Origin of the sequence: Candidatus Magnetominusculus dajiuhuensis, from assembly GCF_046044395.1 — a bacterium.
GTDB lineage: Bacteria > Nitrospirota > Thermodesulfovibrionia > Thermodesulfovibrionales > Magnetobacteriaceae > Magnetominusculus > Magnetominusculus dajiuhuensis.
This window is the reverse complement of the sequence record NZ_JBJUSG010000098.1, coordinates 1-14,220: the sequence shown is the minus strand read 5'-3', so window position 1 is coordinate 14,220 and position 14,220 is coordinate 1. Positions and strand designations below refer to the sequence as shown.

The window sequence follows — 14,220 nt, the reverse complement described above, 5'->3', positions numbered from 1 at the left end:
CATTATGACATCTGCTACCCCCACTGTAAAGATGGGGTTTTCTTGACGCTTACTGTGGTTTATACAAATTATTGGAGATAATTTTATCAAGACAACCAAAGGGCAGTCATATGTTATGAAATATGACGCATTATCGGATAAGGAATTTTTATTGAAATTAAGTATCCAGGCTAATTATAACTATAATGTACATCTCTTCCTCGATCAAGATTTCGATATACCAGGAGATAATAAATGGCATACTTACGAACGAGAATTCACTGGCGATCCATCCGTAAAAGGCTTAATCATGTACAAAGTTGGATTGGCTCCTAAGGATACAGTTTTTCAGGTAAGAAATATTAGGATTGAACTGATGGGAAAAATAACTAAATAAAATCTGTCTTAGATCTGAGTTCGATAGGCAACGGTAGGGGAATTAAGAGGATATAATACTTAATCCCCTATCGACAAGCTGAACAGGGCATGTCCTATGCTATTTCAGCCCAAGTTGTTTCCTAATCAACACACATAGGCTTTCTTTGATCTCAGTATGTCTCGGCAACGGCGACTTCTTTCCATTTCTGGAATTGACATATATGTCATGATTGCTGCCGCGGCGGCTTAGATAACAACCAAAACTCACTAACTCACGAACAAAATCGCGCCTTTTCACACCTCAACTGCTATTTCCTTGGTGATGACGTCCGTTTGATAAATAATGCCGTCTTCATCTCTCATGAGCTTATATGCCTCTCTGATATTATCCTCTAATTGTCCAAGCGTCTCACCCTGGCTAAACACCCCGGGGACTTCCCGCAGTCTGCCTACGTACCAACCCTCATCTATCCAATACTCTAAAATTAAATTTCTTAACATCGCTGTATTAATCTCCTTAATATACGAAAAAGCCGCCTGTCTGTCTCCTTGTACGCCTATAATGACGTGCTTTTATAAACAAGGTAAAGGGGACAGGTTGCTTTTACTGTTCAGGGGAAACGGGTGTATGCTCATAACTGTCCGATGTTTTCTGTCACGCACCACGCTGTGCCGACGTTTTATATACTATTTTCAAAAACCCCCCTCAACTCATCCAGCGAACCGGCTTTCCTGATAAGATTTTTGAACTCCTCCAATTTATCCACAGTAGGTATTGCACGAACCATACCCATCAACTCAAGTCCCGCTGAACCATATTTGAGTTCAAGCCCTAATTCAATGCCCTCAAGTAAGCCTTTCCGTTTCCCCTCAAGCGTCCACTTTTCTTTCCCCTCAATCATCCCCCGCTCACGCCCCTGCCTAAACCTCACATCTCTCTCTAAATCATAAACTAATGCCATAGCCTCCGCCTCCTTACACACTTCGCTCTGCAAATTTCTCAACTGAGACAGGACTTCCACCTGCCTTATGTACTTGCCCCGTAGCGTCTCTTCCGGCACCAACTCCTTCAAGCGCGTTAGTATCTCTTGTATAAATATTGTAACACCTTTCTGCTGATAATTGCATAAAATAGAGATTATAACCTCTTCAGGCTTATCAGAAAATAAAAACTTCCCGCAGTCAACGGTCCTCATATCTATTAAATGATAGCTGTGGGCAGTAGTCTCTGTTAAGAGGCTGTCTTTCATAGTAAGCGGTTCGTTGCCTATATAAAACACGTATTGCATCGGATGAATACCGTGAATTATGGTGATAAACGTCCAGTACTGCAACTCCCTGTATATCATTTGGGAAAAGTTTGTCGCCTGAAACTCGATATGCAGGATGGATTTGGAGCCATCTTCGAATTCTACCAATAGAATAAAATCAGCCTCACGTTCATTGGTAATCTGAAGTTTTGTCTCTATGGCCGTAGATCTAATAATTTTCAAGCCGAGTACCTTTGATATCAGAGTATCAACCACGTCTTTCAGGATTTCCTTGAGAATTTTATCGTACTGTTTAGACATGGCGGCATTATAACATTTTGAGGGGGGAAGGGTGCTGTATTAATCTCCTTCTATTCTGATGACAACGTCTGACGTGGTGGCAAATAAATTAAAGGCTACTTCGAGGTCATCTTCCAGACGCCGTTCCATGTTGTTGGCGGGTCGGCCTGAAGTTGTTCGCAGCGTTCGACATAGATTTGTGAAAGTTTGTCCGCCGGGTGCAGCTTCAGCGATTCCCTGAATAGCTTTGCCGAGTGGTCCCAGTCTCCTGCCTGGTATGCCTTGCGTCCTTCCCTGAAATATCCCGCTACCTCCATGAGGCGTGGAAATGTCTCCTCAGTATGGTAATCCAGGACTTCATATATCCTCACCGCCCTCGTCTTTCCCTTCACTATGACGTCGTCAATATCACGCACCTGATATATGCCGCGCAGTTTGTGGTAGGTGTTTTCAGAGATGAGAATCCTCGCTCCATACTGCTTACACGCCGACTCAAGCCTTGAGGCCAGATTGACGCCGTCTCCTATCATCGTAAAATCCATTCTCTTTGGCGAACCAATATTTCCTGATACCACGGTGTCGGTGTTGAGGCCGATGCCTATGTCAATAGGTTTCTTCTTGTCGGCGACGCGTTTGATATTCCACTGCCACAAGGACTTGATCATCTCAATGGCGCATCGCAGCGCCCTGTCCTCGTTATCGTCATACGGGATAGGTATGCCAAAGCCCGCCATTATGGCGTCGCCTATGAACTTATCCAACATCCCGCCTTCGGCCTGAATACATTCCATCATCAGGGTGAAATACTCATTGAGCAGACTTACTGTGCCGTGTGCCCCAAGTTCCTCGGTAAAGGTGGTGAAGCCGCGTATGTCAGAAAATAACACCGTGGCCAGCGTGCTCTTGCCGCCTAAGATGTCGTCGCCCCCGGCGAGGAGCTGATCAGCCAGCGCCGGGTCCATATAGCGCGACATAGTGGATTTCATACGCTTCTCGCCGGAGATGTCCTCCAGTATTATCATATTTCCGAGCTTCTTCTTTTCGTCACTTACCAGCGGCAGCACCGTTACGTTGGCCGACACACTCTCCCCGTTAAAAATGAGCGCGGCGTCCATAGTTATCTCGGCGCTTCGCGTCTGCTCAACCTGTCTTACCTTGTCAAGAATCCATGAGTTTTGTCCTGTGAAAAAACTGCCTGTCTCTTTGCCTATTATTTGCTCTACGTCTGTCTTTAATATACGCAGCCCTGATGCGTTGCATGTGATTATCTTTCCTTCCTCATCAAGCGTAATAACCCCGTTACTCATACTCTGGAGCATACTTTCATTATAATTTTTCATGTTTTGAATGTCATTAAAGAGCTTTGCGTTTTCAAGGGCAATAGAGATTTGTGCGGTAAAGGCCTTCAGCCGGGACTCATCCTCATCGGTAAACGGGCCGCCGCGCTTGTTCAGCACCTGCGTGACGCCTATTACCTTGCCCTGCTTGTTTGCCACAGGGGTGCAGAGTATAGAGCGCGTGAAAAATCCCGTCTTATAATCAAACGCCGGATTAAAACGCAAATCAGCGTACGCATAAGGTATGTTCACCGACTTGCCGCTTGTAAAGACCGCCCCCGCAATCCCTAAATGATTTGGGAAGCGTATCTGCGTGGCGTCAATACCCTCGCCGACCATTGACCATAACTCATTGGTCTTGGCGTCGTTGATAAAGAGCGTGGAGCGTTCGGCATGGAGCATTTTTGTGGCCTCGCTCATCACTTTCTGAAGCAGCGTGCTCAACTCAATCTCAGACGTGATGTCTGCCACTATGTCAAGAAACTCCAGCTCCTGGGCGCGTGAGCACTGCATCTGCTCCACAAACTGGGCGGTTTGCAGCACAATTGCCGCCTGAGTTGTCATTGCCTCAAGGAGATTCATGTCATCAGTGGTAAACTTACCAGCTTGTTTATTGAGAACCTGCACAACGCCAAGCACATCAGACTTTCCCGTAACTATCGGGACGCAGACCATGTTCCTGGTCTTATAGCCCGTCTGCTGGTCTATTTCCCGATTAAAACGTTTATCCTTGTATGCGTCGTTGACAATGACGCCCTTGGCCATTTTAAAGACATCACCCGCGATACCACTCGTGTTGAGAAAGCGAATCTGACGTTTAAAACCACCCTGGGCTACAATGGAGTACAGCTCTCCCGTGCCCCTGTCATTGAGGAAAATAGAGCCGCGTTCGGCTGAAAGCTCATGGATGGCCATATTAACAAATACTTCCAAAATCCCATCCATTGAGTCTATTGCGGCCAGCTTGTTTGATATGCTGAGCAGCATCTCCGCCTGCTTGAGGCCCTGTTCAAGCTCATGGAGCTTGCCCTGCATAGTGTCCGGGACGGTTGCAGGATTGTCAGTATTCTTTTTCATCTCTATGTGTGTTTGACCTCTAATTCCTCTCTGAGTACCTGAATAGTCTTGTGTAACTGTTTGATTTCGGCCCGATGGGCAGCGCGCTCAGTATCAAGGCGTTTATCAAACTCAAAGGACATTGCCTCCATCTCGCGGCGCATACCGGCAACTATTGCCTTGATCTGATTTGCCTCGTCGGTCATCGTGGCGGCAGTTTTCTGAACCTCCGCCTCCTTTTCCCTGCCCACGCGCTGGAGTTCCTTTCTCAGCTCAATTATGGTGGCCTGAAGCTGCGAGATATCCGCATTGGCCGCCACGGCCGCCCTTCTGATAGAGTCCTCTTTGTCAAAGTGACAGAATTCGAGTTGTTTGCGCATCGCCTCTATCGTATCTTTCAGATACCGGTTCTCTGTAAGAGCGCCCTGTAGTTCGTCTTCATTGCCAATGTCTCTTTGCATAGTAAACATAGATAGTATCATAGAAGCGGTATTGTCCGCAACTAAAAAAGAATTCAGTAATTGAAACAGGATATTTTGACGGCTTCTAATGCCAGGAAAAGCCGGTAGTGCCGCCGCTATATTCATATCAAATGGCGCGACAAACGATTTTATTGATAAGTTACGTGAAAATATGTTACCTTTATGTGGGCGGCAGTCGGTAAACGGCACAGAGTCTCAAAACCGGCCTAAGCGACACCCGGCCACAACGAAGGCCACAACGAAAAATGGATATTAAACCCAATAACGGTAAATCCGGCAAACCTCATCACGCGGGGCATCGCGCGAGACTGAGGCAGAGGTACGTAGAGAAAGGGGCAAATTCACTGGCCGAATACGAGATGCTTGAGCTTCTTCTGACCTTTGCCCGTACGCAAAAAGACGTAAAGCCGGAGGCCAAGCGGCTGTTACGCCGGTTCGGCAGCATCCAAAACATTCTCGACGCCGACAAAGAGACACTGATGGAAGTCGAAGGCATAGGCCTTCAATCTGCCACGCTGATTAAACTTGTCAAAGACCTCGGTACCATATATCTAAGGCAAAAACAAATCAAAAGAAAGGCGATAAATAGCCCCGAAGATATAATTGACTACCTGAGGACTTCCATTGGCTCAAACTCAAATGAGCAATTTCTTGTACTCTATCTCAATACGATTAACGAAATAGTAGCCGAGGAGGTAATGGGCGAGGGAATCGTCAACCGCCTCACCGTGTATCCAAGAAAGATATTCGAAAACGCCCTGAAACATAAGGCAAGCGCGCTGATTCTGGTACATAACCACCCGGCTGGCTCCACAGAGCCGTCAGGCTATGACTTAAGCCTCACGCACAGCATACAGGAGACCGCCGCCGGGCTTGGGATTGCCATTCACGACCATTTAATTGTCACAAAACACTCTTTTTTGAGTTTTTCCGACAGGGGGCTGCTCTAAATGGACAGACATTCACAGCAACTGACAACACTATACGAGATAAGCAAGCTGCTAGGTGCCTCCCTTGATTTAAATAAGACGCTTAAAGGGGCAATGAAGGCGCTTTCCGATTTCCTTGACATGCAACGCGCCACGGTAGCCCTTGTGGAAGGAGACGAGGTCATCATAAAGGCCGCCCACGGCCTGACAATAGAAGAGCTGCAGTTGGGCAGATATAAACTGGGCGAGGGAATCATCGGGCAGGTGGCAAAGTCCGGCTATCCCATAGTGGTGCCGAACGTTGGAGACGAGCCGGTGTTCTTAAACAGGACAGGCTCAAGAAAGGATATTAGTAAAAATAACATCGCATTTTTGTGCGTGCCGATTATGTTTAAAAGGGATGTGCTTGGGGTATTGAGCGTTGACAGGCTGTTTGCGGATGCCACGGCCTCTTTCGACGTTGACCTCAGGCTACTGAAGATAATCGCCTCGCTGATAGCCCAACACATAAAACTCAGCCGGCAGGTGGAACAGGAAGTGCAGGGGTTGATAGCCGAGCGCGATACGCTGAAAGTGGAACTCAAGGGCAGATACCGGATAGAAAACGTGATTGGCAACTCCTCAATAATGCAGGAGGTGTTTGAGGCCGTCCACAGGGTTGCAGGCTCAAAGGCAACCGTGATGATAACAGGGGAAAGCGGTACGGGCAAGGAGCTTATAGCAAAGGCCGTCCACTATATGAGTCCACGGGCAAAGCAGCCTTTTATAAAACTAAACTGCGCGTCAATACCGGAAGGCCTTTTGGAGACAGAGTTATTTGGCCATGAAAAGGGCGCTTTCACCGGCGCTTCGGGAGTGAGAAGGGGCAGGTTTGAACTTGCCCACAAGGGCACTATCTTTCTTGATGAGATCGGGGACTTGTCACTGGGGCTTCAGCCCAAAATTCTCCGCGTTATACAGGAAAGGGAGTTTGAAAGGGTAGGTTCAGAAAGAACTATAAAGGTTGATGTAAGGGTAATTGCCGCTACGGCCAAAGACCTCGTCCGATTGGTTGGAGAGGGTGGGTTTAGAGAAGACCTCTACTACAGGCTCAACGTAGTGCCGATGTTCCTTCCCCCGTTAAGGCAAAGGAAGGAAGACATGGACGAGTTGATTGCCTTTTTTCTGGCTAAATTCAACAAGGAAAATTCAACAAGTGTGGAAATATCGCCGGAGGTAATGAACTCTATGGCAGAGTACTGGTGGCCGGGCAACATCAGGGAACTCGAAAACACGATAGAACGCCTCGTCATCATGTCGCCGGGGAAAATGGTACAACCGCGGGATTTGCCGTTAAATATAAGAAACGCGGCCAGCCATATACAAGGCCATAAGATTACGCCGCTCAATCAGGCCGAAAAAGAAGGCATCATTGACGCCCTGAAAACAACCGATTGGATTTACGCCAAGGCGGCAAAATTACTGGGCATTACACCCAGACAGATAGGTTATAAGGTGAAGAAATATGGGATAGGGAAGGGTCAGTCATAATCGGCTCCCCGCAAGGCTTCCTTAGTTATGAAATCAATAATACTGTCCGCCCCGTTGCAAACCTCTTTTGAGATACCCTCGCCAAAGGCCGTTGATTTTACCTGAATGCCTATAAAGAAGACCTTGCAGCCGGTCTCTGTTGCAATCAGCCGCGTTGTAATACAGAGGGGAAACGAGTGAGTCGTCAGTGTAGAGGATGGGATGTCTTGTTCCGCTATTAAGCGCGTCTCACCGACATAGCCGCCAAAGTCAGCCCCGTCTATGATGATCATTTTAGACGGCCTGATGGCGATTATGTCCTCCACGAAGTCCTCAGGACGGCTGCCCGCGTCAATAAACACAGTGCCTGGCAGCGACACACGAGCTATCGAAGCCAGCCGTCTAACAACATAAGGGCCGACGCCGTCGTCTGAGCGCATTGTGTTGCCAACGCCCAACACAACGGTCTTGCCGATTTGGGACGGCCTGAGGGCGTCTCTTACCTCGTCAGTCAACAAACCTGACGTCAAGAAAATGGGCGGAACACGATATGCACGGGTCATATGCCCTGACTAACATCTCAAGGGCAAGGGTTATTTCCTCCTCGCTCTTATGCTTTATGCCGGGGATAAGCGCCCTCATGTCCCCCTCTATGTTTGCAATGTTCTGGCTGGTTGGCACTATGATGTCGGCATTTAATATCCTGCCGGTTTCGTCTATATCATAGGCGTGGAAGAGCACACCGCGCGGCACCTCAACCGCCCCAACCCCTCTGCCCGCCTTGACGGCTATGGCGGATGTCTCATTCGCCCCCAGCAATATTTCCTCCTTGTAGTCTATGCCGGAGGTTTTCAGAGCTTCTAAAATCCCAATGGCGTCGTTCAGACAATGGACACATTCCACCGTCTGCGCCGCTGTATTTAAAAATGGGTTGTTGCCGCCATTGGACAGGTTCAGCTTCTTTGCCGCCTCCACCGCCTTTGAATGGAGTTTCCGGCAGTTCAGGTTCAGCCTTGCAAGGGCGCCTACCGCGTATGGCTCACCGTTAAGATTCGCAAACTTGGCGCTTGAATGAGGCACCATGTATTCATTAGTTATCTGTTTGTATTCACTTTTATTAATCCTCACGCCGCGTGTAGAGCCTATGTCGCCATGTAGCAGGGGGTACTCGCCATCGTCTGACACGAGGGCTACATACTGTGAGTCGCGTTGAAATTGAGGGAATTCCAGCTTCGAAATCAACTCAACGGTCTCGTCCAAATCCTCGTGCAGGTATGACAATTGAGTAAGCATCACATCAAGGTCATTTTCTGTGGGGAGTTTTGTAAATCCGCCGATTGTCGCCCTGATGGGATGAACGTGCCGACCTACGAGAATATTACATACGTCATTACAGGCCTTCTTAAGGCGCAGTGCCCTTCTGACCACATCGTTGTGGGTTGCTATGAGGGGCATAAAACTACGCACGCCCAAAAGGTCAGGCAGGGCAAGCAGATAAATGTGCAGGATGTGGCTGTCAAGCAGTTCTATGTGCAGAAGGAGTTTTCGGAGTTTTATTGTCTGGTCAGATGGTGTTATCCCCAGTGCGTCTTCTGCCGCCTGTATTGAGGCAAGCGTATGGCCGCAGGCGCAAATTCCGCAGATGCGGCTTGTCAGGTGCTGGGCCTCAAATATTGACCGCCCCCTGAGCATTCCCTCAAAAAACCTCGGTGCCTCAACTATCTCAAGATTACACTTTATGATAGCGCCGTCTTTGAGGTCAACTACGATGTTGCCGTGTCCCTCGACACGGGTTAGGTGTTGGATGTTTATCTTAATATTTTCACCCATGAGGGTTCAGCTCCCTGCACTTGTTGTACATCTCCAGTTTATTTACAATTATCTGTGTTGACAGACCATATCGCTTGATAACGTCAATTACCCCTTTTTCATTTGGATTACTTACCATGCCGCGGCAGCCGTAGCAAATGTTATCGTTATTTATGCACCACGAATTGCATCCCGCCCTTGTAACCGGGCCAAGACACGACACACCCCTGTCGTACATGCAGACGTTTCCATTGAGCTTACACTCCACACACACCGGATAATCGGGCACATCGTACGGTATTGCCATAAGCAGCGCCTTCAGCACAGCCACAAACTCAGGCGGGTAGATTGGGCAGCCATGGACGAAATAATCCACCCTGACAACCTGATGCACGGCCATCGTCTGAATCGTCTCATAGTCTCTGAAATTGCCACCATAGACATATCCGGCAATTTCATCTGATGGGAATGCGTTTTTAATACCATTTACGCCGCCTGTCGTTGCACATGCCCCGATGGCAACGAGCGTCTTAGACCTCGCCCTGATGGCCGTTATCCTCTCGACCGCGTGCGGCGTGTTTATGCTGCCTTCTATGATTGCCACGTCAAGGGCGCCGTCATATTTTTCCGACATTATTTCACGAAATTCGACCACCTCTATTACGTTCAATATGTCAAGCAGAGACTCTCCAAAGTTGGCTATCTGCAATTGGCAGCCCTCACAGCACGAAAAATCAAAAAACGCCGCCTTTGGCCTTGCCATTTAAATCGCCTCCTCAATGTGTTTTATTTCGTCGTAATGAAACACCGGCCCGTCGCAGCAGCAGTAGAGATTTTCAATCTGGCAGTGGCCACACCTGCCCATCCCGCACTTCATGTGCCTTTCAAGGGATACGATTATTTGTCTGTCAGGGATGTGTTTTTTCAAAAGTTCACCGATAACGTATTTATACATCACAGGCGGGCCTACGATAACTGCGAAGGTCCTTTCGGCAACGAGCATTTCACCGGGGATAAGTGATGTTATGACCCCAACATGGCCGCACCACTCGGGGTCGGCCTTATCCACTGTGCACACAAAATGTACGTCAATTCTCTTATTCCACTGCTCGATTTCGTCTCCAAAGAGCATATCTTCCGGCGTCTTGCAGCCAAGCAATATGGAAACCTTACCAAAATCCCTGCGGTTGCTTATGACATACTGGACAAGGGAGCGAAGAGGGACAATTCCAAGCCCTCCGGCTATTAGTACAAGGTCATTGCCCTCAAAAAGTCTTACAGGAAACCCACGCCCAAACGGCCCGCGAACCCCTAATGTGTCGCCTTCTTTTAGGGTGTGTATCGTATGTGTTACCCGGCCTACATCTCTTATACATAGATCAAAGGTGTCGCCCTGTGTAGGCGATGAACACACTGAAATCGGTGCTTCACCGGCTCCAAAGACTGAAACCTCAACGAACTGTCCCGGATCGTGATGAAGTCTTTTCCCCTCTGGCAGGGCTATTTCAAATAATTTATCATGAGGAGAAAGTTCTCTCGTCCTCACGATAATCCCTCTTTCCACACTGAAGTGGGAACTGTTGAGTATCTGCCTGTTCATTGGTGTTCCCTTAATAAGTCTCTGAGCACATCTTTCAGCACAATGTTTGCCATACAGGTGCGGCTGCAGCGGCCACATCCGGTGCAAAAATATCTGAAGAATTTTCTGACAGGATAGCTGAATTTACGATAATATCTGTGTCTTTGTCTATGTCCGCGGCTTTCTCTGAAATTAGCGCCGCCGGCAACCCGCGCAAACGGCTCAAGCTGGCAGGAATCCCACCTGCGATACCGCCGTCCGGTAGTTAAATCAAGTGCAGGCTCATCTATAACGTCAAAACAATAGCATGTCGGACATACGTTGGTACAATTTCCACACGCAAGACACCGCTCATTAAGCTCATCCCACACCCTGCTGTTGAAACTTTTGTCAAACAATGCCGCAATATCTTTAGAATCAACAGGCAGTTCTTTGTTGAATATAGACCTCTTTTGTCTGCGGTACTCTGCAAGCCGCGACATGTGGGAGGCGTTTGCGGGTTCAAAGATACCGGCACTATTAATAATATTCTCTCCGGTTTGTGTGGATACATGAAACAACATATATTCGTCAAATTCGGTGATGAACAAATCATACCCGCCATTAGGCAGCTCAGCACTCATCAGCGTGCAGCTTGCATATTTGTCGCAGTAATCATTACACTCAAGGCCGATAATGGTGATATTGTTCTTTCTGACGAGGTAATTGTAGTCCTTGGGGCGCTCAGAGAATACCATATTGAGGCACTGTATACCGGCAAGGTCGCACGTGTGCACACCCAATATGACCATGTCATAGAAATCAACAACCGCCTCCGCGGAGTCAGAGTTGAACTGTATGAGGGTCTCGCGCTGGGGCATGAAGTATTTTTTGGGCGGTAAGATTGTGGGAATATAACTCAGGGTAACCTCTCTGCCGGAGTGAACCTCGTCAAACTCAAACTGGTTGTACCCCTTTGAGACGGGCGCCATGACCTTCCTCTGTGCAGACAACGCACTGACGAAGTCGTCGAAACGGTCTTTTTTCAGAACAACATACGCCATATCCCTCGTTTGTCCTATAATAACAAAGTATCGGCAGATTCAGTCTGCGATTCCCAGCCCCTTTATAAGGCTATAACTAAGCCATTCTGCTTGTCAAGGCATATCACCGCAATATCACAAGAAAAAAGAGTTCTTCAGATTTATTAATATTACATCCACTTACTTAATGTACAGATTAGTAAAAATACTTGAACCATAGAAAAGAAGCCTGTCCCTCCTTTGCCTGGCGATAGACACTATATCTTATTGACTGAATAGCCCTGAACAGATTTTCCTATGGCATCACAGATTGGTTTAAAATGGCGCATGTTACTGGTAATTATCGTATGCGGAGCTATTACCGCGTGAACCGCGTCACTACAATCCCAACATAACTGATAGTTATCGTCATGATTGCTGAAAGGTCTGTTGAGTCTAATCATCTTTAATATTTCCTTAAGGCTTTTAATTCTCCTTTTAGTCTCATCGTCTTTTTCCTCAAGGCTTTCAAGTTTTATTAGTATTTGTTCAAAGCTTGTTTTATTATCAATAAAATAATTCTTTATACTACATATGGAATTAGAATCCGAACATTTAGAGGGTTTTGTAAGGAACATTCCATTGTCTTCTTTAGGTTCTTCTAAATCGGTAAAACATGACATAGGATTATATGTCTCTTTAACTGCTTTATCTATTCTATGGAAACAACGTCTAATAATAGTTCTCAAAGTCCTTTTAAGGGAATCAATTCGTATCTCACCTTCTTTTGAGTTACCGTACTGTTCAGATAATTCTTTAGGTCTTTTGTTTGAATAATTTCTTTCAAATAAATACATTGCATCAACACAGGCCCCCAAATAGTATCTATTAGGGGATCTGCTCAGATTAGATATAAACTCATAAACACGCTCTATACTGTTACATTGATTTGCTTTGTTAAACAGAAGTATCAAATTCTTCAGAAATCCTTTCTGAATTTCCATTTTCGAATACTGTGAGGTCGTTAGTTCATCAGATGTTTTTACTATTTGTAATAATTCTTCGTGCCACCCCTTTAGTACCAGATCTATCAGCGCGGTAGTTTCTAAATAAATACTATTTACCATCAAATAAAAGACTAACCTCAGATAATGGTCCTGAGATATTATAACGTGCTTCCAGTCTATCCAATATCTTATGATATAAATCGTCAGTTATATTCACGTTTTTTATTAAATCAGTAACTGTATTTTTTAACGCATTAATATCTTCTACTGTAAATGTATTATTTTTGTAATAAATACCATTCTTTATAGCATTAACGATCTCCATAAAATTCTCATTATCATATTGTATATAATCAAACTCATAAAACATTCTTGAAAACAATATCATATCGTTTTCACGGCTAATCTCATCGTCATAGTTGTCAACAGCGCTATTTAAATATTTACTATATTTATGTAAAAGATTAATTGCTTTATTGGGGGAGGAATTTTCATAGGGAGATAAAGGTTTATAAAGATCGTCAGCAGACATTGTATCTTCAGTAGGCATTATTGTAGACTGCAATCTATCTACAATGCGTAACATTGGCGTCGAATGTTTTTCGATTATATCATGTTTACCTGTAATTTCTGACATTGTACTTGTTGCATTGACTACGTTAAGTCGTAAGTCGGAGAAGGCCTCATTCAAACCTTCTCGTAAATATTTGTCGTTTGTTTCATTTTGATTTATAGTATTCATAAAATCACCTGATTATTATAAAATGATTTAATCAAATATTCATAGTCCTTCATCTTCTGTTTTATCAATTCAGCGCAATCAAGCGTTGATAACGCAACCGGTTTGGTTGTGAATATGTCAATATCAAATAAAACGCCATCTCTACTACTAATATTATTTGGAACAACATTATCAGCTTGAGGTATATTCTTATCGCGAATTAAATAAGCAAAGTTAAAATTATAGCCATAATTATTTCCATCATAAAGAGAACACTTGATTTCCTGAATTATATTATTTCCATGTTGATCTGCAAGAGGTTTAGGTATATTTAATAGATTACATTTGTGCAATATTTCCGATGCTTCATCATGGGTATTGACGAATTTCATAAACCGAAAGCGATTGCCAATACGAGAAAAGCTGCCAATTTCCAGGAAATTACATATGGTTTTTACAGTAAAATCTGCAAATTCAGAAAATGACTTAATATCTTTCGATTCGGTAATGGTAATAGCAATAATCTGAGGGGAATATTTTAATGTTACATTCATCTCTGGAATACTAACGATAGACTCACTAATACCCACAGCGTCAACCCTCATCCCATTGTATTTGCCAGAAATAATATTGAGGATTTTCCCGTAACTATCCCAGTAGAGGTATCCGGTTGGATATCTCAATTCAAAATCAACCTCAATAGGTACCAGTGATTCAAAACTAATCATATATTTAAGTCCTCATGCCCTTTCACCATAATACCATACACATCCATATACATGCAACCATATCACCCAACTAAAATTCCTATATCGGAATTTGGGAGGCAATCCCAAGCTCCGATATAGAAATTTGCACCTATTGATAAAAGGGTTTTTGAAAG

At 45.4% G+C, this 14,220-nt stretch carries 17 protein-coding genes; 4 read left to right on the top strand and 13 right to left on the bottom strand.

Annotated elements, in window-relative coordinates; all coding sequences use genetic code 11:
- The first annotated feature begins 115 nt into the window (after positions 1-115).
- Positions 116-376: a hypothetical protein gene (locus tag AB7D94_RS12730; RefSeq protein WP_420266265.1), complete on the top strand. Its 261-nt coding sequence runs from the start codon at positions 116-118 to the stop codon at positions 374-376.
- A gap of 99 nt (positions 377-475) precedes the next feature.
- On the opposite strand, the gene AB7D94_RS12725 is transcribed toward AB7D94_RS12730, so the two are convergent.
- From AB7D94_RS12725 to AB7D94_RS12705, 5 genes are all read right to left on the bottom strand, one after another.
- Positions 476-655, bottom strand: a complete 180-nt coding sequence (locus AB7D94_RS12725; RefSeq protein ID WP_420266264.1) for a type II toxin-antitoxin system HicA family toxin — start codon at positions 653-655, stop codon at positions 476-478.
- On the bottom strand, positions 652-858 hold the full coding sequence (locus AB7D94_RS12720) for a type II toxin-antitoxin system HicB family antitoxin (RefSeq protein ID WP_420266263.1): 207 nt from the start codon (positions 856-858) through the stop codon (positions 652-654). The genes AB7D94_RS12725 and AB7D94_RS12720 overlap by 4 nt, the downstream gene beginning before the upstream one ends.
- A gap of 179 nt (positions 859-1,037) precedes the next feature.
- On the bottom strand, positions 1,038-1,928 hold the full coding sequence (locus AB7D94_RS12715) for an RpnC/YadD family protein (protein ID WP_420266262.1): 891 nt from the start codon (positions 1,926-1,928) through the stop codon (positions 1,038-1,040).
- 95 nt (positions 1,929-2,023) lie between these two features.
- Entirely contained in the window at positions 2,024-4,321 is a 2,298-nt protein-coding gene (locus AB7D94_RS12710) for a GAF domain-containing protein (protein ID WP_420266261.1), read from the bottom strand.
- A gap of 2 nt (positions 4,322-4,323) precedes the next feature.
- Positions 4,324-4,770, bottom strand: coding sequence for a hypothetical protein (locus AB7D94_RS12705; RefSeq protein ID WP_420266260.1), 447 nt, complete (start codon positions 4,768-4,770; stop codon positions 4,324-4,326).
- 79 nt (positions 4,771-4,849) lie between these two features.
- Between AB7D94_RS12705 and AB7D94_RS12700 the strand changes: the two genes are divergently transcribed.
- From AB7D94_RS12700 to AB7D94_RS12690, 3 genes are read left to right on the top strand one after another with little or no spacing between them, the layout of a single operon-like run.
- A complete protein-coding gene (locus AB7D94_RS12700) occupies positions 4,850-5,038 on the top strand; it encodes a hypothetical protein (protein ID WP_420266259.1) in 189 nt (62 codons plus the stop codon).
- The gene (radC, locus tag AB7D94_RS12695) at positions 5,028-5,732 is read left to right on the top strand and encodes a RadC family protein (RefSeq protein WP_420266258.1); all 705 of its coding nucleotides are present in this window, start codon (positions 5,028-5,030) and stop codon (positions 5,730-5,732) included. Before AB7D94_RS12700 ends, radC begins: the two co-directional genes overlap by 11 nt.
- Positions 5,733-7,241, top strand: a complete 1,509-nt coding sequence (locus AB7D94_RS12690; protein WP_420266257.1) for a sigma 54-interacting transcriptional regulator — start codon at positions 5,733-5,735, stop codon at positions 7,239-7,241.
- Here AB7D94_RS12690 and AB7D94_RS12685 read toward each other — a convergent pair.
- From AB7D94_RS12685 to AB7D94_RS12650, 8 genes are all read right to left on the bottom strand, one after another.
- Complete coding sequence (locus AB7D94_RS12685; RefSeq protein ID WP_420266256.1) at positions 7,232-7,735, bottom strand: hydrogenase 3 maturation endopeptidase HyCI; 504 nt, start codon at positions 7,733-7,735, stop codon at positions 7,232-7,234. The two genes, AB7D94_RS12690 and AB7D94_RS12685, sit on opposite strands and share 10 nt — an antisense overlap.
- Complete coding sequence (locus AB7D94_RS12680) at positions 7,728-9,050, bottom strand: Ni/Fe hydrogenase subunit alpha (RefSeq protein WP_420266255.1); 1,323 nt, start codon at positions 9,048-9,050, stop codon at positions 7,728-7,730. Before AB7D94_RS12680 ends, AB7D94_RS12685 begins: the two co-directional genes overlap by 8 nt.
- Positions 9,043-9,792 carry an NADH-quinone oxidoreductase subunit B family protein gene (locus tag AB7D94_RS12675; protein WP_420266254.1) on the bottom strand — a complete coding sequence of 250 codons (750 nt, stop codon included), beginning with the start codon at positions 9,790-9,792 and terminating at the stop codon, positions 9,043-9,045. The genes AB7D94_RS12680 and AB7D94_RS12675 overlap by 8 nt, the downstream gene beginning before the upstream one ends.
- Complete coding sequence (locus AB7D94_RS12670; RefSeq protein ID WP_420266253.1) at positions 9,793-10,629, bottom strand: FAD/NAD(P)-binding protein; 837 nt, start codon at positions 10,627-10,629, stop codon at positions 9,793-9,795.
- Positions 10,626-11,651, bottom strand: a complete 1,026-nt coding sequence (locus AB7D94_RS12665; protein ID WP_420266252.1) for a 4Fe-4S dicluster domain-containing protein — start codon at positions 11,649-11,651, stop codon at positions 10,626-10,628. Before AB7D94_RS12665 ends, AB7D94_RS12670 begins: the two co-directional genes overlap by 4 nt.
- Positions 11,652-11,887: 236 nt before the next feature.
- Entirely contained in the window at positions 11,888-12,739 is an 852-nt protein-coding gene (locus AB7D94_RS12660) for a hypothetical protein (protein WP_420266251.1), read from the bottom strand.
- The gene (locus AB7D94_RS12655; RefSeq protein ID WP_420266250.1) at positions 12,726-13,358 is read right to left on the bottom strand and encodes a hypothetical protein; all 633 of its coding nucleotides are present in this window, start codon (positions 13,356-13,358) and stop codon (positions 12,726-12,728) included. Before AB7D94_RS12655 ends, AB7D94_RS12660 begins: the two co-directional genes overlap by 14 nt.
- A complete protein-coding gene (locus AB7D94_RS12650) occupies positions 13,355-14,065 on the bottom strand; it encodes a hypothetical protein (protein ID WP_420266249.1) in 711 nt (236 codons plus the stop codon). Before AB7D94_RS12650 ends, AB7D94_RS12655 begins: the two co-directional genes overlap by 4 nt.
- Between the last annotated feature and the right edge of the window lie 155 nt (positions 14,066-14,220).